Genomic DNA, 21830 nt, shown 5'->3' with positions numbered 1-21830 from the left:
TGATCGAGACGCTCTCCCATGGCTACTTTCACCCTGCGTTCCACCCGCCACGCACTGATTGTGACCCTGGCGGAACTCGAACTTGAGTTCTCTCTCGACGATGGCGGGTTACGGGCACTGCGCCGACCGGGCGGACCGGACGTGATCGGGCGTGGCGCACCGCATACGGGCGTTGATGTCTCGCTCGCGGAAACCGGCTGGTTGACCCAGCGTTCGTTTGCTCGCTATCTCAACCATTTTCTCTACGATATTCCTGGCGGCGTCGAAATCGTGATCGTCGTCGGTCTCGGTCCACTGAAGATCTACGACCGCTACCGTGCAGTCGGTTCGTTCATAACACGCCGTATCAGTATCGAAAATACCGGCGACGATGAACTGGCGTTGTGTGGAGTGCGCCTGACGATCAGCAACGCGTGCGTCGGCATGCCGGAACGCTGTCGCTTCGAAGCGCCGGCAAATGTGATCCGTCCCCGTCTGCCGATTGCTCGCCTGCGCGGTGACCCGCACCACCGTCACTGGTCGGACACATCGGCGCTGGAGATCCCGGCGTTTGCTCTGGCGCCCGCCGATGCGCCCGGTTTGCTCGCCCTGCACAACGACATGGTTGGCGAAACGCTGGCGTGCTGGTACAAAGACCCCTCCAACGCGGCGCGTCCGCGGGTGGAAAGTGATGGCAACGCTGTCACACTGTTTCACGACATTCGCATCGCGGAGCGCCTGCGGGTTGAGGTGGCGCTATCCGTTGGGGTGCAGGCGCTGCTGCTGGAGCGCGCACCCTGGCACAACGCCCTGCCACGGATCCATCAGGTGATGACGCGCAGCCGGGCGAACCCGGCAACACCGCCCGAATGGGTGGCGGACGCAGCCGTGTTTGTGACGCATCCGGCGCATTTCGGGGGCGCCTGTGGATTAATCGAGGCGCTCGATGCCATTCAGCGCCTGGGTTGCACCGCACTCTGCCTCCTGCCGGTTCACGATATTGCCGCCCCACGTCAGTACACGGAAGAATGGTCTCCGGCGCAACCGGAGGACCTCTATGCGCTACGCTCGTTTGCGATGCTGGCGCCAGAGATCGGAGGGATCGAAGGATTGCGCGATGTTGTGGCTGCCGCTCATGCGCGCGGGATGCGGGTGATCCTCGATCTGCCCCTCTCCGGCTGCGCCGCTGACTCGCCCTACGTATCAGAACATCCAGACTGGTTCTGCCTGGATCAGAGCGGACAGTTCATTCGCTTTGCGGGGGAGGTCGATACCTTCTATTTTGACTGGCGCAATGATGCCCTGCGCACCTATGCCGTCGGTGAGCTGATGATGCTGATGGAACAGAGCGGTATCGACGGTTTTCGCGTGCTGGTTGCACGCGATGTGCCGCCGGGATGGCCCCTTGGCGCAGCGATCAGCGGCGGCAGCAGTATGGGCGTGGTGCGTCTGATCGAGATGTTGTACGCCGCAATGCGCCAGGTTCGACCCGACGCGGCGCTGGTCACCGATCTGGCAGGACCGATGCTTGCGCCCTGTCGGGATCTGATCATCGACAAATCGGCGCACCATATGTTTACCTATCTGGCAATTGGAACGCTTGGCGCAGCTGAGATGCAGGAGTGGCTGATCGACAACCTGGCGATCGGTGATTCGGGAGGGCTGCGTGCGTGTTTCACCGAAAGCCATCATTCGTGCGTGAGCAATCCGCTGGCTGATGTACTCCGGGGTTCACGCCCGGCACGCATGATCCTTGCTGGCATGGTAGGGTGCGGCTACGTGCCGTTGATCCGCGCCGGTCAGGAACAGGAACCCGGCGACCGTGACGGTATCACCCGCCTGCTCCACGCACGGGCGCGCAGCGTTGCGTTGCGCCGCGGCGCAATCGATCCGAACGGTGTGCGCTGCGACGACCCGGCAGTCTTTACGGTGCTGCGACGACACCCGGAAGAGTGTGTTGTCACGCTCCTGAACGTCAGTCCCCTCCATCGTCAGGTGACGCTTGCGTTGCCGCTTGCAGACCTGCCGGATGGCGACTGCCTCATTGATGACCTGCTCGATGGCGATCCGCCGCAGAACTCAACGGATGCGCTTCGGCGCGACGATCTGGCGGCATTGTCGATCACGCTGGCGCCATTCGCCGCGCGCATGCTGGCGTTGCGTCCCGCACCGCTGCATCCCGACAACGGCATTGTCGATCACACCGTTCATTCGGATAACGTATCACGAGAGTCGTAGGGAGCGAAGCGATCTCCTGTCAATGAACGTCGTGTGCCTCAGGCGGCGGCTGAAATTGAGTCTCGAGATGCCGTTTATGCCTGCCGGTCTTCCATCACCGCAGCTGCACACTTTTCACCGCTGATCATCGCAGCATTCAGGCTGCTCGCCTCGGTAAACTCACCCGCGAAGTACAGTCCCGGTCGCCCGCTCCGATTGTCGGGCAGGAGAGGATGAATGCCCGGCGCCTGGGGAAACTGTGCATAGGAAAGGCGATAGATGCGCAGCGGTTGATACCCTTCGAGCGCCGCCAGCGCAGCGGTATCACCGGCAAACATGCGCCGCAGATCGGCAAGCGCCGCGCGGGAGAGATCCTCATCACTCAGCGAACTCGCGCCAAGCACCGAAACGCTGAGCAGGTGACGACCGGGCGGGGCGTACTCCGGCGCGACATTGCTGAGCATCTGCGCGTTATTGACCAGCGCATCAGAAGCGGCGTTGAGGACGATCTTGCGTCCCTGATAGACAGGTCGATCGCCGCCGAAGTAGAGCGTGATCGTCTGCAACGCGCCCTGCGGCATTGGCAAACCGCTCAACCGCGCCGCTTCCGGCGCTGGCGTGGCGACCACCACCGCATCGGCAGACAGTTCTTCCCCTGATTCCAGTCGCACGCCGGTCACCCGCCCGCTGGAGTCGATGAGTGCGGTGACCGGAGCGTGCAATCGGATTAGACCGCGTTCGCGCAGCGGGGTGCCAAGTTGTTCTGCAATTGCGCCCATGCCATGCGCCGGCAGCGCTGCTGCGCCCTCACTGAGCATCTTGAAGTCGAACCGGAAGCATTTGGCGCTGGTACGCAGGCTGCGGTCGAGAAAAATGCCGCCGTAGAACGGTCGAAAGAAAACGTTGATTGTCTGTTCGCTCAAGCCGCAGCGCCGGAGATACGCCAGCGTTGTTTCGTCATCGCCTGCCAGCACTGCATCGATTGGCTGACGGCGCAGACGCTGTGCGAGCAGCAGGATGCGCAATTTATCGAACGGCGGGACAATCGGAGCGAGCGCGGCATCGATGGCTGCCGTCGGATCACGCAATGGATCGGTCAGAACAAAACGTCTACCATGGAGACAAATGATCGCGCCCGGATCAAAACGCCGCAGATGCAACCCTTCCATATCAAGATGGCGGCGCGCCGCCGGGTACGCCTCGAATAAGACCTGAAACCCCCGGTCGAACGTGAAACCGTCGGCGTAGTCGGAGCGCACGCGCCCGCCGATGCCATCACCGGCTTCAACAACAGTGACATTTACCCCAAGCGAGTCGAGTATGCGGCCACAGGTCAACCCTGCAAGCCCTGCACCAACAATCAGCACATGCATAGTTGCGCTCGTTTGACAAAACTAACGATACGTGAAACCATTGACAGACGGTGTACATTATATTCTAAAGGATACATCGTATGGCTACGAACCCGCTATCGCTTCAGATGTACACCCTGCGCGACCTGGCATCCGTCGATTATGTTGGGACGCTGAAGAAGGTGAAAGAGATCGGGTATGGCGCTGTCGAAGTGGCAGGCGTTGGCAGCATGGGCGCTGCAGAACTGCGCCGCGAACTCGACGCAATCGGGTTGATCGTGTCGGGCGCTCATGTGCCAATCCAGGCGCTGGAGGGTCAACTCGACACCGTTCTTGCAGACATGCAGACTCTTGGCGCGCCCTATCTGATCTGCCCCTGGATGCCGCCAGAGCGCCGCAGCAGCGCCGACGACTACCGTGCGCTGGCGCGCGTCCTCAATGGCATCGGTGAGCGGGTCAGCCGCGCCGGGTTGACCTTCTGCTACCATCACCACGATTTTGAGTTGCACCCCTTTGGTGACACGACTGGACTGCACATCCTGTTGCACGAATGCGATCCGCGCCACGTGGCGTTCGAGATCGATGTGTACTGGGCGGCGTATGCTGGCGTCGATCCGGTGCAGTTGATCGGCGAGTTCGCCGGGCGCGCGCCGCTGGTTCATCTGAAGGACATGGCACCCGGCAGCCGCACATTCGCCGAAGTTGGCTCTGGAACGCTGGACATCCCTGCGATCCTGAATGCCGCGCGCAACGCCAGTGCGCAATGGTTCGTCGTCGAGCAGGATGTCTGTCAGCGCCCGCCGCTCGAAAGCGTGCGGATGAGTTACGAGTACCTGCGCGGGTTGGCGATGTAGACGTTCCGGATACTGATGGAAACCTGTGCATTGAGTGATGAACATCAGGAGAACGAAGAGGAGGCAGCGCCATGCATCATATGTCGAGGTTGATACGTGTCCGCCACACTGATGAAGATGTACAGCGAAGAGGCGTCAATATCATTCTCATAGCAGCCGGGCTGCAAATCATGGCGCTCTTGCTGACGATCTATGCTGGCTTTGCCGGGCGTCTGTCGACACAAGTTCTGATACCGGTCGCTATCAGTCTCATCGTCCAGACGATAGTAATCGTTCTGGCGCGCAGAGGTTCTGTCGATCTGGCAGGGGGAATCCTCGTCGGTATGGCGATTATCGGTATCACGGGCGGTGCGATCTTCAGTAACGACTCTCTCATCACGCCGATATTTCTCGTGACTCCGCTGCTGATGGCTGCTGCTGCGCTGCGACCGGTCTGGATTATCGTCGCGCTCGTCGGAGTCCTGACAGGAATGGGGCTTATCTATACTATGCCATTACCTGAGGCGATTGCTGCACTACGGTCGGCGATCTTTGTGGTTAGCGGGCTGATCATCCTGTTCGCTGCGCTTATTGGCGTCCTGACAAGTGTCGGTCACACTCATCTCCAGCGCCGGCTGCACGACGAAGTAAAGCGCGCCAATCTGGCAAACGCGGAACTGAAGGTTCTCAATGAAGAACTCGACCGGCGCGTTCAAATGCAAACCGAGGCGCTTCGGAAAACGTTGCAGGAACTCGAACAGCAAACGTTCCATCAGGATCAGTTGCTGAAAGAAATTGCCGGGCAGCGTGAAGTGATCCGTGAACTCAGCCTGCCTATCCTGCCGGTAGGGCGCGAGGTGCTGGTGGCGCCGCTGATCGGGGCGCTGGATCAGGAGCGGATGCAACAGTTGCAGAGCCAGGTTCTGAAACGGGTAGAACGCATACACGCCCGCCTGCTCATCCTGGATGTCACCGGCGTCCCGATCATTGATACCCATGTCGCACAGGGTTTGATGAATCTTGTCCAGGGGCTGCGGCTGCTCGGCGCGAATGTCGCCCTGGTCGGGGTGCGCCCGGAAGTTGCACAGACGATTGTTGCGCTCGGCGTGCACCTGCGTGATATCGAGGTGTTCAGCGACCTTGGTTCGGCGTTGCAGCGCGCTGTGAACCGCACTGGGGCGCGGCGGGACTTTTCAAATCTGTCATAGAATCGTCATCGTTATGCACAAATTGTGGATAACTGTGGATAGAATCCTAAATGTTGGATTACATTCTTCCGTCACACCACAAAAAGGGCGCACCGCTGTTTATGGCATTGGGATGAACCTTTCTGCCCGAAGCGGGCACCCCGTGCAACACCATCGACACAGATGATGGTTGCCGGACTCTTCCGTTCTGCACCATCACGTCACGCTTCAGAGTCCACGCTGCCGAACCAACCCCGACGCTCCATCCACTTGGCGAGTTCCAGCACCGGCACAACCGTAACCGCCAGGCCCGCAACGATCAACCAGTCTGTCGGCGACAGGGCATAGGTGCCGAATGCGTCATGCAGGAAGGGCAGATAGACGATCAACGACAGCAATACCAGTTCCCAGATGATCGCCAGGTTGAGCCATTTGTTGGCAAAGGGCCGCCGCAGCACCGAGTGTCGGTCTGAGCGGAAGTTGTAGGCTTTGAAAAACTGGATCAACACCAGCGAAACGAACGTCATCGTCATTGCCTGTTCCAATCCGCGCCCCGAATTCAGCGCCCAGATGAACAGCCCCAGGTTGACCAGCGCCGACCAGACGCCGCCGAGCGCCATCAGTGTCACGACCGGGCGGGTAAAAATGCCAATGCGCGGGTTGCGCGGCTTGCGCTTCATCAGATCTTCTTCGGGCGGATCGACAGCCAGCGCCAGCGCTGGCAAGCCGTCGGTCGCCAGATTTAGAGGATCTGCACCGCCGAGAGCGGCAGAGGCAGACCGAGGAGCGTCGCGCCTGCCATCAGCCCAATCTCGCCGATGTTGGACGAGAGCAGATACATGAGGTATTTTTTGATATTGCTGAAGACGCCGCGCCCTTCTTCCACCGCCGCGACAATCGAGGCGAAGTTATCATCGGTCAGGGTCATCGCTGCCGCTTCTTTGGTCACATCGGTGCCGGTGATGCCCATTGCAACGCCGATGTCAGCGCGCTTGAGCGCTGGCGCATCATTCACGCCGTCACCTGTCATCGCCACAATATGACCGTTCGCCTGCCAGGCGGTGACGACGCGCAGTTTGTGCGCTGGCGAGACGCGCGCATAGACGCTGATGTTCTGGACCTGGCGCTTCAACTGTTCGTCGGACATGGCTTCCAGTTCGGCGCCAGCGACGATTCGACCGCCATCGAGCAACCCCAGGTCGCGTGCAATCGCCTGCGCAGTCAGTGGGTGGTCGCCGGTGATCATGACCGGGCGAATACCCGCCTGAACGCAGGTGGCGATCGCATCCCGCGCTTCGGGACGCGGCGGATCGATCATCCCGATCAGTCCCAGAAATGTCATCCCGGTCGCAGCATTGTCTGGCGTTGCACCCGGCTTGAATGCAACGCCCAGCACCCGTAGCGCCTGGCTCGCCATGTCCTGCGCCTGGCGCATGATCTGTTCGCGCCTTGCATCGTCGAGCGGTTGAACGCCATCGGCGGAAAGGACGAAATCGCACCCTTCGAGAATGACCTCCGGCGCACCTTTGGCGTATGCCGTGGCGTCCTCCGCCGTCTGGTGCAGGGTGGTCATACGTTTGGTCTCGGATGAGAATGGGATTTCGTGGATGCGGGGGTTTTCCGCATCGAGCGCATCTTTCCACAAACCGGCTTTGGCTGCGGCGACGATCAGCGCGCCTTCGGTTGGATCACCCTTGATCGCCCAACTTCCCTCTTCTTTTTTCAGCAGACGCGCATCGGAAGCAAGCGCAGCCGCTTTCAGGGTGAGCAGCAACGGTTCAGGCGGCGCTACCGGGCGATCTTCAAGGAAGAATTCGCCATCGGGTGCGTACCCTGCGCCAGAGATGACAAAGGATTGACCGGCAGTGAACACGGTGCGCACCGTCATTTCGTTCTTCGTCAGCGTCCCTGTCTTATCGGTGCAGATCACCGATGTGCTGCCCAGCGTCTCTACTGCTGGCAGGCGCCGGATGAGCGCGTTACGTTTTGCCATCTTCTGCACGCCGATTGCCAGCGAAATGGTCACGACCGCCGGCAACGCCTCCGGCACGACTGCGACTGCCAGCGCGATACCAAAAATGAGCATATCGATCACCGGCTGGCCGCGCAGCAGCCCGAGCGCCACGATCAATCCCACAACGACGAACGCCGCGCGCGCCAGCACGTTGCCGACCCGGTCCAGGTTTTCCTGGAGCGGTGTGCGCACTGTCTCGACCGTCTGAAGCATGCGGGCGATCTTGCCGAACTCGGTGTGCATCCCGGTGGCGACAACCAGCGCCCTGCCCCGTCCATAGGTGACCGATGTGCCGGCATACACCATGTTCCGTCGATCCCCCAGGGGAAGGTTGTCATGCCCCAGCGGATGCACATGTTTTTCGACCGGCACGGATTCGCCGGTCAGCGCCGATTCTTCGACCTGCAGGTTGATTGCTTCGATCAGACGCGCATCCGCCGGGATGCGATCGCCGGTGGACAACAGGATGACATCGCCCGGAACCAGTTCGCGCGCGGGAATACGCACCTCTTCCCCATCCCGCATCACTGTCGCAGTCGGCGCAGTCATCTGGCGCAGGGCTTCGATCGCGCGCTCGGCGCGATATTCCTGAACGAAGCCCAGGAGAACCGCAAATAGAACGATGACCGCAATAACGACCGACTCGAGACCATGCCCCAAAAAGAATGAAATAACCGTCGCGATAAGCAGAATGATGATCAGGACATTCTTGAACTGTTCGAGCAGGATCTGCCACGGCGAAATGCGTCGCGTTTCCTGCAACTCGTTGGGACCATACCTCTCAAGACGTTTTCTGGCTTCGCTGCCGGTCAAACCGTCAGGTGTGCTCCGGAGCAGGTCAAAAGCGTCTGGAGCGGGAACAGCATGCCAGAGATGCGTAAGCGCCAGGTCTCCCCTGGATGGATCAGACGCCGGACGATCAAGGTCCGGTTGGACGACTGGAGGTTTCATACACGCGCCTCCCCCTTCTGACTGCAAAAAGAAAAGACCACCGCTCCTCAGGCGATGGTCTTGCGGTTTCGTTCAGGCAACCGGGAAATCTCTTTCCGTGGTGACGACTGCCTGACCCGGACAACCGGGCGCTACTCCCCATCTGTTGAAGTAGAGTATAGCCAGAAGGGTGATTACCGTCAAGTCACATTCCGTCCACGAAGCGCAGGCATCCCGCCCTCACGCGGCGTGGGTTCCATCGCTGCATCAGCATTCCTCAGATACGTTGACCATTATTTCCGCCGTGTCGCGCGAGGACCTCGCTGCTGGTTGAGTGTAGACCGAAATGATGTTCGTTGAGTAATTATTCTGCTCTCGCCCGCGCAGGCGGGCTTCGCATTCCATAGCCGAGGGCTTCAGCCTCACGGCAAGGGCGCATACCGGATGTATTTCTCAATCTCCATTATGTCAGTCGGTAAGAGAAGACATCCGCCATCGTCCCTGTCGTCGGGCGTGACCCGCGGCAGTGCGGGCTAAAGCCCTCCCTGAGCGCACGGAAGCCCCTGCGGGGCTGGCGTTTCAGGTATCCCTGCCATATGCCGGGAGGACCTGGGTTGATCCAGCCCGCAGGGCTTGCCCGACCTCAGCCGGGGCTTCAGCCCGCCGGAGGCGAAGATTGAACGCTCCAGAAATCCAGGTAAGGGGCAACGTCAGTCTCCGCATGCGGGCGAGGACGCCCGCGCACCCAGGCGGATCGCGCGCATCCGGCGTGCACATTTCACCAGTCTCCGTATGCAGGCGAGGACGCCCGCGCACCCAGGCGGATCGCGCGCATCCGGCGTGCACATTTCACCAGTCTCCGTATGCAGGCGGGGACGCCCGCGCACCCAGGCTCGCAAGCGGGCGGGGACGCCCGCGCACCCAGGCTCGCATGCGGGCGAGGACGCCCGCCCACTCAGGCGGATCGTGCGCATCCGGCGTGCACATTTCACCAGTCTCCGCATGCAGGCGGGGACGCCCGCGCACCCAGGCGACGCTCAGTCTGCCGTCTCCGCAAGCGGGCGGGGACGCCCGCGCACCCAGGCGGCGCTCAGTCTGCCGTCTCCGCAAGCGGGCGGGGACGCCCGCGCACCCAGGACGCATATGGTTCAATCATTCTGCACATCGCTCTAAATGCTCAATCTCCATGAGCCCGACGGCACGAGGCGTATACCGGATCAAATTCTCAATCTTCATTAGCCCCACGGCAAGCTCTCCTGTCGGGTGTCGTGTATCGGCTATTCCTCTGCCCAGCAGCAAGCTCTCCTATCGGCTATCGGCTATCGGCTATTCCTCTGCCCAGCAGCAAGCTCTCCTATCGGCTATCGGCTATCGGCTATTCCTCTGCCCCGCGGCAAGAGGCGCATACCGGATGAATGCACCCTATTTGGTAGATTTGATGTGACTGTTCGCGCCACGACGCTGAACGAGCCGCTGGCGCAGCGCCGCAAGCAGAAAGTCGAGCGCTTCGATCCGCAGCGCCAGACATATCCCGGCATACGTCAGCGTCGCAACGCCACCGGCGACTATCAAGGCAACTGGCGGTCCGGCAAACGCCAGAGCGCCACTCAGCACCCAGGCGACTCCGAAGAGCGCCAGGCTGGCGATCAGGCACTTCCAGAGGGTCTCGCCGATGCGAAGACTGCCGAGATCGACCAATCGCCGCGAGAGGAGATACAGGATCAGCGCGTGCCCGATCCACTGCGCAGCATTCGCCAGGATGAGCGCCGCCACCCCCAATGGCGTCAGAAACAGAAGCGGCAGCGCCGTCGCCAGATAGATCAGGATCGCCGCTCCCTGCACCAGATTTGGCGTCAGTGTGCGTTGTCGGGCATAGAACGCGAACAGGATCATCTGATCGAGCGCAGCGGCGGGTAATCCGGGCAGGTAGAGCAGCAGCGCGCGCGCCGTCGCCTGCGTATCCTCGCTGCCAAACGCGCCGCGTTGATAGAGCAGCGCGACGACTGGCTCTGCCAGCGCTGCGAGACCGGCAGTTGCCGGGAGGATGAGGAGCAGCACTACGTTGATCCCCATCGCAAGCGTGCTACGGAACGCTGCCTCATCGCCGACGCTCGCCTGACGCGAAAGGGTTGGCAGAACGGCAAACGACACGGCTGCCGCCACCAGACCGAGGGGGAACTGGATCAGTGCCGTGGCGTAGCGCATGGTCGGGATGGCGTCTGGCGTCAGGCGCGAGGCCAGGTGGCGGTCGATAACAATCCCGACGACCGAAAAGCCGATCCCCAGCGCAACCGGCGCGTAGAGCGCAAGAATGCGACGCACACCGGGATGCGCCAGATCGAACGTCAGGAACGGAATATGTGTCGCATCGCGCAGACCCGGAAGTTGCAGCACAACCTGGAACAGCGCGCCGATCAGCACCCCGACGACCAGGCTGAGCGAACCGAGCCATGGTTGAAGCAGCAGCGCGCCCAGGATGATCCCCAGATTGAACGCGCTGGTGGTGAATGCCGGCAGCAAAAATCGCTGCCGGGCATAGAGCAGAGCGGTGATCAACCCTGAGAGACCCATGAAGAAGACTGCCGGAAGCAGCAACCGGGTCATCACAATCGTCTGATCACGAAGGTCGGGTTCAAAACCGCCCGCCAGCAGCGTCACGACCATCGGTGTCTGCCAGATGAGGATGCCCACCACCAGTGCAATCGCCCCCAGCGCCAGGTTGATGACCGTTGCGGCGACCTGCCAGAAGGCGGCTTCATCTTCTTCAGCGTAGGCGCTGAACACCGGCACCAGGGCCGCGCTGATCGCGCCATTCACTAGCAGGTCATACACAATGGTGGGAACGGTGGAGGCGGCGGTGAAAGCGGCAACATCGGCGCCGCGCCCGAAGAGGCCCGCAATGACCGCCTCGCGTACCATGCCGATGAGCCGGCTGGCAATGTTACCGGTCGCAATCAGCAGCGCCGCAACCGCAACGCGGCGGACAACCGCACCCGAAGCGTGGGGCATGGCGCCATTCCTACGGCGTCGGCGCGCCGCCAGCAATCATGCGGTCCACCATTTCACGAACCGCTTCGGGATCGGCGGTGAAGGTATCGGGGTTGCCCAGCGTAATAATCATCTTCGAGTCAATCGCATACCGCTGGATATTATCGAGGTCGAGCCGGGGCGCGACACGCGCCAGCCGGATCATCTCGCTGCGTGGTATATCGGTGCGCACATAGTCGCGCAACGCACCGGTGTAATCGTCGATCTTATTGATCTGCGACAACAGCCCTCGTTCGCGCACCCGTGCGACCAGCGCAAGCAGCACCTGCTGCTGCCGTTGATTCCGCCCAAAATCGCTGTCGGCGTGACGGGTGCGGGCGTAGATCAACGCGCGTTCCCCGTCCATCCATTGCGGTCCTGGATCGAAGTGCACCTGCATGGTACGCACATCGCCGGGGAACGCATCGACCGGATAACGCGGGTCGTCAATTGCTTTCGGGACATCGATGGAGATGCCGCCAACCAGATCGATCACCTTACGAAAACCATCGAAGTTGATCAACGCAAAATGGTGAATTGGGACGCCGACCAGATCCGAGACGGTTTGTTTGAGCAGTGCGGCGCCATACCCCTTGCCGAGGCGCGTTTCACCGATCAGGTAGACCGAATTAATCTTCCGTCGCCCGAACCCCGGCGTCTCAACTATCAGGTCGCGGGGGAACGAGAGCATGCTGACGCGGCCTGATCGTGGATTGATGTGGATCAGGATGATCGCATCGGTGCGACTGATCTCCTCGCCGATCCGCGCATCGGCGCCGAGCAGCAGGATATTGACCGGATCATCATTTTCTGGCACGCTCGTCGGCGCGACGGTCGGCGTCACAACAACCGGAACATCAACTGTTACGGGGGCGCTGCCTGCGGGTTCGGGTGTTGGTGCAAGCACGACGGGCGTGACAATCATCGCGTCCACATCGTCGAGCGCCTGTTTCCACTCAAACCCGAGGCGAGCAATGGCGACGAGAGCAATGATCGTCGTCACGCCGATCAACCCGAGAACGAAACGGCGACGCACAGCGTGGTGTCGTATCAAGCGCAAAACTCCGCTACGCTTTCAGGCATTCGCTCTGCTACTATACCACATATCTAACAGAGCGATTTCAGAAGAGGATCTTCGCCAGCCGCAGCACGCCCTGCTTCCAGGGGACGCGGTGCGATACGCCGGAAACGCCCTCGAACTCGTTCAGGTGCTCAATATACCAGCGGTAGTTACGAACGAGCGCTTCCTTATTTGAGTACTTCGGCGTGAAACCCAGGACTCGTTCGGCTTTCTCGATTGACACGAACGAGTCGGTGGCAGCGGTTTCGTACACCCACTTGTAGAGCGGCGAGAGGTGCAGCGCCTCCAGAATGCGCAACGCCCAGATCACCGGCGCTGCCGGGAGGGGGATGATTTTCTTCCCGAATCCGGCAGCATCGAGCACCGCCTGATAATCCTCGCGCATTGTGGTAAACTCTTTGGCGCCGATGTTGAACGTGTCATTCACCCGGTCGCGATCAAGCGTTGCGCACAGGTAGATCGCCTCGCACAGGTCTTCGACATCGAGCAACTGATAGCGATTGTTGCCGCTCCCGATCATCGGGAAGTTTTTCCCATCCTTTGCCCAGTCGTAGAGCAGCGCGAATACCCCCAGGCGCTCCGGACCGACGAACGATTTGGGGCGGATGATCGGCACGCACATCCCCTTTGCGCGGTACTCCAGGCAGATCTGCTCGGCTTTCACCTTCGCCTCGCCGTAGGGACCGACGCCGTGAAGCGGGTCGTCCTCGCGCAGCGGATGATGGTCGGGAATGCCATAGACGGCGGTTGAAGAGATGTGGATCACCCGCTCGACGCCGTGCTCGAAGGCTGATTGCAGCACATTGCGCGTGCCGTCAAGGTCGGTGGAGAAAATGTCTTCCTTCCTGTACAACGGCAAAGCCGCCGCCGTATGAACGACGATCTGCACGCCTTCCATCGCCCGATCAACACTTGAGCGATCACGGATGTCGCCTTTGATGGCTTTGATCCGATCCCGTTCGGGATAGTTGAAATCGGCGATATCGAGTGAAACCACGTGATGTCCGCGCGCGAGCAGATAGCGCGTCAGATTAATGCCAAGGAAACCGGCGCCGCCGGTGATCAGGTACGTAGACGCTGTCATGGATGGAATCCTTGCTGCGCCAGGCGATCTTGCAGACGGGCAATGGTTTCGCGCACAGCTGCCAGGCCGTCGCGTTCGCGTTGCACCACTGTCGCCGGCGCCTTTTCAACGAAACCAGGGGTAGCCAGTCGCGCTTCGCGTCGCGCTGCCTCAGCCAGAGCGGCCTCCAGATCCTTGAGCAGGCGCGCGCGCTCGGCTTCCAGATCGATCATGCCGGCGAGCGGCAGATATGCCTCGACGGAACCGATGACGAGGGTTGCGGCATTCGCGGGGCGTTGATCGATCGCCGCACCAATCGTCAACTGGTCGTCGGCGATCCGCGCCAGGCGCGCGATCACGGCGCGCTGCGCTTCGATCAGCGGCGTCTGCGCGCCTGCCACAATGGTGGCGGCGATCAACCGCGCCGGCTCGACTTTGTACTCGGTCCGAATGTTGCGGATGCCGGTGATCAGCGCCTGGACGAGCGCCCACTCCCGTTCGATGCCATCGTCGATCCAGGCTGCATCCGGTTGCGGATACGGCGCAATCATGATCGACGCCGGGGTTGCATCAGTCCGATAATTGCGCACCAGATACTGCCAGGTCTCCTCGGTCACGAACGGCATGAAGGGGTGGAGCAGGCGCAGAGCGCCTTCCAGCGTCGTGTAGAGCACGGCGCGCGTCGATTCCTGGAGGGCATCCTGTTCAAATTGCACCTTGGCGACTTCGACATACCAGTCGGCAAATTCGCTCCAGAGGAACTCCTGGATGCTCCGCCCGGCTTCGCCAAAATTGTACGACCGCATCAGGCGATCAACATCGGTCACCAGGCGATGGTAGCGCGACAGAATCCAGCGGTCAGCCAGCGTCGCCGGTCGGGGATCGCCGGGGGGCGTGTGCGCATCCAGTTTCGACAGCACAAACCGGGCGATATTCCACGTCTTGTTGGCGAAATTGCGCGCCGCCTCGATGCGCTCCGGGTTGAGGTTCAGATCCTGACCGGGTGAACTGCTGGTTGCCAGCATGAACCGCAACGCATCGGCGCCGTGCTGCTCGATCACATCGAGCGGGTTCACCACATTCCCGTAGGTCTTCGACATCTTGCGACCATCTTTGTCGCGCACCAACCCGTGGAGATACACGGTGTGGAAGGGGGTCTTGCCGGTCAGGTAGCACCCCATCATCATCATGCGCGCCACCCAGAAGAACAGGATGTCGTACCCGGTCTCCATCACGCTCGTCGGGTAGAAGCGCCGCATATCGGGCGTATCGTCGGGCCAACCCAGGGTCGAGAAGGGCCAGAGGGCGCTGGAGAACCAGGTATCGAGCACATCGGGGTCTTGCACAAGCCCCTCACCCTGCGGATCGGGGTCGTCGGGACCGGGGACGATCATCTGACCGTCGGGCGTATACCAGACCGGTATCCGGTGCCCCCACCAGAGTTGCCGGCTGATGCACCAGTCCTGGATGTTTTCCAGCCAGTGGAAGAAGACCTTCTCGAAGCGTTCCGGCACGATGCGGGTGCGTCCTTCGCGCACCGCCGCAAGCGCCAGGTCTGCCAGCGGTCTGGCGCGCACGAACCACTGTTCGCTGAGGAGCGGTTCGACGACTTCACCGCCGCGCTGACTGATACCCACCGACATCCGGTGCGGACGCGCCTCGACCAGCAACCCTTCGCGCGCCAGGTCGTCGAGCAGGCGCTGCCGCGCCTCGAAGCGGTCGAGACCGGCGTAGGGACCGGCTTCGGCGTTGAGGGTCGCATCGGGATTCATGATGTTGATCATCGGCAGATTGTGCCGCTGACCCACCAGATAGTCGTTCGGGTCGTGCGCCGGCGTAATTTTCACCGCGCCGGTACCGAACTGCGGATCGGCATACTCATCGGCGATGATCGGGATCAGGCGCCCTATCGCCGGAAGCACGACCGTTCGCCCGATCAGATGGCGATAGCGTGGATCATCGGGGTTCACCGCCACGGCAGTATCGCCCATGATCGTTTCAGGGCGGGTGGTGGCGACGGTGATGAACTCCCGCGCGCCAGACGCCCAGCGACCGCTGCCCCACGCAGCGGGATGCCAGCCATCATCGGCGAGCGGATAACGGACGTGATACATCTGCACGTCGCGTTCCTCGTACTCGACTTCGAGATCGCTCACGGCGGTTTGCAGGTTCGGCGACCAGTTGACCATCCGGTAGCCGCGGTAGATCAGGCCATCGTCGTACAGCCGCTTGAACGCCGCACGCACAGCGCGCGAGAGCATCGGGTCGAGCGTGAACCGTTCACGCGTCCAGTCGCACGATGCGCCCAGGCGCCGCAGTTGACGGGTGATTTCGCCGCCATACTTCTCTTTCCACTCCCAGGTACGGCGCAGGAACGCCTCACGACCGATCTGCTGGCGCGTGACGCCTTCACTCTGCAACAAACGCTCGACCTGCAACTGCGTCGCAATACCGGCGTGGTCAGTTCCGGGCAACCAGAGGGTCGGATCGCCGAGCATTCGATGCCAGCGCGTCAACACATCCTCGATGGCCACGAACATCGCGTGCCCCATGTGCAGTTCACCGGTCACATTGGGCGGCGGCATCGAGATCACAAACGGCGGGCGGTCGAACGTCTCAGGCGGCGTAAAGAAGCCGCTACGCTCCCACCAAGCGTAGAGGCGCTGTTCCACGCGCTGCGCTTCGTAGGCTTTTGCCATCTCAGGCAGTTGCTGCGTATCGGGCGTATCCATAGCACTTCGCTTACCGGATCATCACTCGCAAAAAAGCGCGCAGCGCGCATAGCGCGCCACTGCGACGGTGCATGTATTATAGCGGATTCTGAGTTCAGCACAAGGCAGGCGGATGCCGCGCCGTTCTACTGCCGCTAACCGGCGCGCACGACTCGCTCTACCCAATTGAACGCCTCCGGCAGATCGCCGCCTAGCGTCGGGTACGCACGCAGTAACGAGGCATCAATAGTAAAAAGTTTAGTCAACTCGTCAACAGTCTGCGCCTGCGCCCATGCGCTGACCAGCAGCGCCATGGCGTCATCAATCTGACCGGCGCGGATCAACGCCTGCGCCAGGGCGCGCAGGGCCTCGGCGCGCTCGCGGAGGTCGGCAATCGCCTCGGCGGTCTGCCGGGCATACGCCCACTGCCCCGCGTGCGCCAGCGCGCCTGCCATAGCCACCAGCGCCCTGGCGCGCTCGTAGGGGTCGGCTATCGCCGCCGCGACCGCCCGCGCCTCCTCCCACTGCCCCGCTGCCGCCAGCGCGCCTGCCAGCGCACGCAGCGCTTCGGCGCGCTTGTAGGGGTCGGCAATCGTCTCGGCGACGGCGCGGGCGGCGGCAAAGGTCGCCTGCGCCGCCTGGGTATCACCCGCCTGCGCCAGCGCGCCTGCCACATCCCCCAGCGCTTCGGCGCGCTGGCTGGGGTCGGCTATCGCCGCCGCGACCGCCCGCGCCTCCTCCCACTGCCCCGCCCGCGCCAGCGCGCCTGCCACATCCCCCAGCGCTTCGGCGCGCTGCCTGGGGTCGGCTATCGCCGCCGCGACCGCCCGCGCCTCCTCCCACTGCCCCGCCGCCGCCAGCGCGCCTGCCATAGCCACCAGCGCCCAGGCGCGCTTGTCGGGGTCGGCTATCGCCGCCGCGACCGCCCGCGCCTCCTCCCACTGCCCCGCCGCCGCCAGCGCGCCTGCCAGCGCCACCAGCGCCCAGGCGCGCTTGTCGGGGTCGGCTATCGCCGCCGCGACCGCCCGCGCCTCCTCCCACTGCCCCGCCCGCGCCAGCGCGCCTGCCACATCCCCCAGCGCTTCGGCGCGCCAGAAGGGGTCGGCTATCGCCGCCGCGACCGCCCGCGCCTCCTCCCACTGCCCCGCTGCCGCCAGCGCGCCTGCCACATCCCCCAGCGCTTCGGCGCGCTTGTAGGGGTCGGCTATCGCCTCGGCGCTCTGCCGGGCGGCGGCGAAGGTCTGTTGGGCATCCGTCCACTGCCCCGCCCGCGCCAGCGCGCCTGCCAGCGCACGCAGCACCCCGGCGCGCTGGAGGGGGTCGGCTATCGCCGCCGCGACCGCCCGCGCCTCCTCCCACTGCCCCGCCGCCGCCAGCGCGCCTGCCAGCGCCACCAGCGCTTCGGCGCGCTTGTAGGGGTCGGCAATCGTCTCGGCGACGGCGCGGGCGTCGTCCCAGCGTCTCGCCCGCGCCAGCGCGCCTGCCACATCCCCCAGCGCTTCGGCGCGCTCGTAGGGGTCGGCTATCGCCGCCGCGACCGCCCGCGCCTCCTCCCACTGCCCCGCCGCCGCCAGCGCGCCTGCCACCTTCCGCAGCGCCCTGGCGCGCCGGAAGGGGTCGGCTATCGCCTCCACGACCGCCCGCGCCTCCTCCCACTGCCCCGCCGCCGCCAGCGCGCCTGCCACATCCCCCAGCGCTTCGGCGCGCTGCCTGGGGTCGGCTATCGCCGCCGCGACCGCCCGCGCCTCCTCCCACTGCCCCGCCGCCGCCAGCGCGCCTGCCATAGCCACCAGCGCCCAGGCGCGCTCGTAGGGGTCGGCTATCGCCTCCACGACCGCCCGCGCCTCCTCCCACTGCCCCGCCCGCGCCAGCGCGCCTGCCACATCCCCCAGCGCCCTGGCGCGCCAGAGGGGGTCGGCTATCGCCTCCACGACCGCCCGCGCCTCCTCCCACTGCCCCGCCGCCGCCAGCGCGCCTGCCACATCCCCCAGCGCTTCGGCGCGCCGGAGGGGGTCGGCTATCACCTCCGCGACCGCCCGCGCCTCCTCCCACTGCCCCGCCGCCGCCAGCGCGCCTGCCAGCGCACGCAGCACCCCGGCGCGCTCTCTGGGGTCGGCTATCGCCGCCGCGACCGCCCGCGCCTCCTCCCACTGCCCCGCCGCCGCCAGCGCCCGCGCCAGGGCGCGCAGGGCCTCGGCGCGCTTGTCGGGGTCGGCTATCGCCGCCGCGACCGCCCGCGCTCCAGCAAAGGTGCGCTGCGCCTCCTCCCACTGCCCCGCCGCCGCCAGCGCGCCTGCCACATCCCCCAGCGCCCTGGCGCGCCAGATGGGGTCGGCTATCGCCGCCGCGACCGCCCGCGCCTCCTCCCACTGCCCCGCCGCCGCCAGCGCGCCTGCCACCTCCCGCAGCGCTTCGGCGCGCCAGAAGGGGTCGGCTATCGCCGCCGCGACCGCCCGCGCCTCCTCCCACTGCCCCGCCGCCGCCAGCGCGCCTGCCACCTCCCGCAGCGCTTCGGCGCGCCAGAAGGGGTCGGCAATCGTCTCGGCGACGGCGCGGGCGTCGTCCCAGCGTCTCGCCTGCGCCAGCGCGCCTGCCACCTTCCGCAGCGCCCTGGCGCGCCGGAAGGGGTCGGCTATCGCCTCCACGACCGCCCGCGCCTCCTCCCACTGCCCCGCCGCCGCCAGCGCGCCTGCCACATCCCCCAGCGCTTCGGCGCGCTCGTCGGGGTCGGCTATCGCCTCCACGACCGCCCGCGCCTCCTCCCACTGCCCCGCCCGCGCCAGCGCGCCTGCCACATCCCCCAGCGCCCTGGCGCGCCAGAGGGGGTCGGCTATCGCCTCCACGACCGCCCGCGCCTCCTCCCACTGCCCCGCCGCCGCCAGCGCCCGCGCCAGGGCGCGCAGGGCCTCGGCGCGCTTGTAAGGGTCAGAGATCGCCTCGGCAGCAGCGCGGGCACGACGGAACGCCTCCAACCCGCCGGCAGCGCCGCGTTCCAGCAACGCCCGCCCCACTGCGGTCAGCACCTCTGCCCGTTGTTTCGGATCGCTCAGCAACTCGGCGCGGTCACGCGCTTCGGCGCCTCGCCCCATGGCAACCAGTGCTGTGAACAGTTCCGTCGGCCATGCGTCAACTTTACCCGTCAGGCTGACCCGCAGCAGACTATAGCGCCAGGCCCGCGCCAGCCATGTCGCCATCTGCTGCCGGTCGCGATCCGACGCATCCGCTATTGTCTGCCGCACCCGATCAAGGTCGGCAATGTACGCCCGCAGGCTAGGGTCGGCACGCCGCTTCGCTGCGCCGTACTCATCGGCGTCTAACAGACGCCAGACGTCGTCATACTTCTGCGCCGCTGCCAGATGCGTGACCAGGTGGGTTTGCCCGTAGGCACGCCGTTCCTGTTCGGCAAGATCGGTTGTTGGTTGCCAGAGATGCGCCAGATCACGACCGCACCACGCTGCGATCTGGGCATGACAGGTGATCAGTTCGTCAGCGGCGAACGTCTCCGTGCGCAAATAGTCAATCAGTTTCAGGTGGATCAACCCGTACCTCGGTTGTCCCTGTACATCGCGCACACCAAGCAGCCCCCCCAGGCGCTCAATCGCGGTCTGGATACGATCCTGAGAGACGTTAAGAATCTCGCGCAGAGCGTCGCGGCTGAGCGGCTCCTGGGCAGCCAGCAAGGTGCCCAGCAGGGGGCGCAACACCCTCTCCCACAGGTTCCAGTCGCGCTGCAACCGGTCCAGTGTTGGCGTGAACAGGTCGCGTGGATTGGCGATGACCCGCCGGAGCAACGCGGCGATTTTAGTGTGTGGTGTCTGGCGTATCTCCTGCGCCAGAAATGCCAGGTCGAAGGCATTACCGTGCAGCGCATGGTAGAGTTCCGATTGCTCATGCGCGCTGAGCGTCACGCCGCGATCACGCAGCAGCTCGCCAAAGTCGGCTTCGCTCAGTGGCGGCAGGCAATATTCGCAGTGCGGGGTGCGTAGTTTGAGCGGCTTCAGCGTGTCGTCGGGACGGGTGCCGATCACCAGCACCACACCGGGCGGCAGCCGTTCGGGCAGGAAGCTCAGATCGCGCCGTCCAGCCAGGTCAGGTTCGATCTGATCCAGCCCGTCAATCACCAGTGTCAACGGTCGTTGGGCTGCCAGATCGTTCAGCAGAATCTCGAAGCTGTTGTACAACGCTACGACACTGTCGCCATCGGGCAGGTAGGTGAGCGCATCGGCTTCGCGTTCGGCCAGGGTCAGCAACTCGGCGACCAGGTGACCGAGCAGCGCAGCCTGTTCTGAGGGTCCGGGGGTAAAGCGGATGAAGTAGGCGGGGGTTGGTTCAGGTTCACGGTGGGCGATCAGTTTCGCCAGGATGCTGCTCTTGCCCTGGCCGGCAACGCCGGTCACCAGCAGGTAGCCGCCGGTGGCGCGCAGACGCTCGATCTCTTTAGAAAGTTCACGCAATTCGGCTTCGCGCCCAACAAAGCCGCGCAGCAACTCGTCGCGGCGGGCAGCGCTGCGCGGCGACCGCCAGCGTTTGAGTCGCTGTTGCGCCTCGGCGCGCCGTTGCTCAGCCTGCTGCGCCTCCCGTGCCGCTCGTCGGGCTTCGCGGTGATCGGCGAGCACCCAGTGGTAATCACCTTTGTACTCGGTGAAGGGATGTGACCGGTCGGGGTGCAGAGCAGCATGCTTTTTCACGGCATCTATCAATGCCGGGACCGTGACTAACCCATCACCCTGACCGTCCTTATCGCGCAGACACGCCACCACTGCCTGCGTCAACAATCCGCCACGGTCATCTTCGTAGGCTTTCTCGCCCGGTACAGTTGCCGCCAGATAGGCGCGCAGGCGTCCGGTTGGAACGGTGACGCCGCGAAAGTGCTGTTCAATCGCGTCGCCGATAGATCGCCGCTCGGCAGCCTGTGCGACATTACCGGCAAAGCAGCAATCGAGCGCCAGCACCACACTACGCGGCTTATCCCAGGCGAGCAACTGGGTGTACCACCAGTCGAGGGAGAGGTAGTAGTTGGGGTCGCCGGTAGCGATCTCGCTCTCGTAATCGGCACTGACCAGGAAGGTCGTACCATCGGGGTGTCCAGCCACCGGAGGAATCCAGGCCCCGTGACCAGAAAAGGCTATGAAGAGATCACTCTCGCTGTCAGCCTGCCGTCGCAATCTGGCAACAGCCTTGCGGATGGCATCCGTTGTCGCCTGTTGCCCGATCAGCGATTGCACCGCGAAGCCGCAGTCATGCAGTGCGCTCGCCAGATCATTCGCATCGCGTTCGGCGCTGCGCAGGGGAGCGAATGTCGGATCGTTCTGCGGGCGATTGACGCCGATGATGAGTGCGCGTTTCGACATAGGGCGGTCGGCAAGGAATGGTGTGATGTCTGATCTCGATATTGTTCACTATTGTACACGATAGGGTTGAGGTGGGGGAAGATCC

Annotated in this window: 9 protein-coding genes and 1 pseudogene; 3 read left to right on the top strand and 7 right to left on the bottom strand. The window is 63.6% G+C overall.

Annotated elements, in window-relative coordinates; all coding sequences use genetic code 11:
- Positions 1–18 precede the first annotated feature (18 nt).
- Positions 19–2217, top strand: coding sequence for an alpha-amylase family glycosyl hydrolase (locus ROSERS_RS00695; RefSeq protein ID WP_011954936.1), 2199 nt, complete (start codon positions 19–21; stop codon positions 2215–2217).
- 74 nt (positions 2218–2291) lie between these two features.
- Here ROSERS_RS00695 and ROSERS_RS00690 read toward each other — a convergent pair whose 3' ends face one another.
- Positions 2292–3569 (bottom strand): NAD(P)/FAD-dependent oxidoreductase, encoded by a 1278-nt coding sequence (locus ROSERS_RS00690; protein ID WP_011954935.1) that lies wholly within the window; start codon positions 3567–3569, stop codon positions 2292–2294.
- 80 nt (positions 3570–3649) lie between these two features.
- On the opposite strand from ROSERS_RS00690, the gene ROSERS_RS00685 reads away from it, so the two are divergent.
- Both ROSERS_RS00685 and ROSERS_RS00680 read left to right on the top strand, forming a co-directional pair.
- Positions 3650–4402, top strand: a complete 753-nt coding sequence (locus ROSERS_RS00685; RefSeq protein ID WP_011954934.1) for a sugar phosphate isomerase/epimerase family protein — start codon at positions 3650–3652, stop codon at positions 4400–4402.
- Between the two features lie 71 nt (positions 4403–4473).
- Positions 4474–5589 carry an STAS domain-containing protein gene (locus ROSERS_RS00680; RefSeq protein ID WP_011954933.1) on the top strand — a complete coding sequence of 372 codons (1116 nt, stop codon included), beginning with the start codon at positions 4474–4476 and terminating at the stop codon, positions 5587–5589.
- A 200-nt stretch (positions 5590–5789) separates the two neighbouring features.
- Here the strand turns inward: ROSERS_RS00680 and ROSERS_RS00675 are convergent.
- The 6 genes and pseudogenes from ROSERS_RS00675 to ROSERS_RS27085 form a co-directional block, all read right to left on the bottom strand.
- Positions 5790–8533: pseudogene (locus ROSERS_RS00675) on the bottom strand (cation-translocating P-type ATPase).
- A gap of 1401 nt (positions 8534–9934) precedes the next feature.
- A complete protein-coding gene (gene murJ, locus ROSERS_RS00670; protein WP_011954932.1) occupies positions 9935–11521 on the bottom strand; it encodes a murein biosynthesis integral membrane protein MurJ in 1587 nt (528 codons plus the stop codon).
- Between the two features lie 10 nt (positions 11522–11531).
- Positions 11532–12593 carry an LCP family protein gene (locus ROSERS_RS00665; RefSeq protein WP_011954931.1) on the bottom strand — a complete coding sequence of 354 codons (1062 nt, stop codon included), beginning with the start codon at positions 12591–12593 and terminating at the stop codon, positions 11532–11534.
- Positions 12594–12660: 67 nt separating this feature from the next.
- On the bottom strand, positions 12661–13704 hold the full coding sequence (locus tag ROSERS_RS00660; RefSeq protein WP_011954930.1) for an NAD-dependent epimerase/dehydratase family protein: 1044 nt from the start codon (positions 13702–13704) through the stop codon (positions 12661–12663).
- The gene (locus ROSERS_RS00655) at positions 13701–16415 is read right to left on the bottom strand and encodes a valine--tRNA ligase (protein ID WP_011954929.1); all 2715 of its coding nucleotides are present in this window, start codon (positions 16413–16415) and stop codon (positions 13701–13703) included. The genes ROSERS_RS00660 and ROSERS_RS00655 overlap by 4 nt, the downstream gene beginning before the upstream one ends.
- Before the next feature lie 134 nt (positions 16416–16549).
- Complete coding sequence (locus ROSERS_RS27085) at positions 16550–21745, bottom strand: caspase family protein (protein ID WP_011954928.1); 5196 nt, start codon at positions 21743–21745, stop codon at positions 16550–16552.
- Positions 21746–21830: the final 85 nt, after the last annotated feature.

It is taken from the genome of Roseiflexus sp. RS-1, from assembly GCF_000016665.1.
Taxonomy (GTDB): Bacteria; Chloroflexota; Chloroflexia; order Chloroflexales; family Roseiflexaceae; genus Roseiflexus.
Note: the sequence above shows the minus strand (reverse complement) of the source record. Positions and strands in the feature narration are given on the sequence as shown.

Bases quoted from the DNA above. Each gene is read 5' to 3' on its own strand.
- ROSERS_RS00695 (WP_011954936.1), top strand. From the start codon at position 19: ATGGCTACTTTCACCCTGCGTTCCACCCGCCACGCACTGATTGTGACC.
- ROSERS_RS00690 (WP_011954935.1), bottom strand. From the start codon at position 3,569: ATGCATGTGCTGATTGTTGGTGCAGGGCTTGCAGGGTTGACCTGTGGC.
- ROSERS_RS00685 (WP_011954934.1), top strand. From the start codon at position 3,650: ATGGCTACGAACCCGCTATCGCTTCAGATGTACACCCTGCGCGACCTG.
- ROSERS_RS00680 (WP_011954933.1), top strand. From the start codon at position 4,474: ATGCATCATATGTCGAGGTTGATACGTGTCCGCCACACTGATGAAGAT.
- murJ (WP_011954932.1), bottom strand. From the start codon at position 11,521: ATGCCCCACGCTTCGGGTGCGGTTGTCCGCCGCGTTGCGGTTGCGGCG.
- ROSERS_RS00660 (WP_011954930.1), bottom strand. From the start codon at position 13,704: ATGACAGCGTCTACGTACCTGATCACCGGCGGCGCCGGTTTCCTTGGC.
- ROSERS_RS00655 (WP_011954929.1), bottom strand. From the start codon at position 16,415: ATGGATACGCCCGATACGCAGCAACTGCCTGAGATGGCAAAAGCCTAC.
- ROSERS_RS27085 (WP_011954928.1), bottom strand. From the start codon at position 21,745: ATGTCGAAACGCGCACTCATCATCGGCGTCAATCGCCCGCAGAACGAT.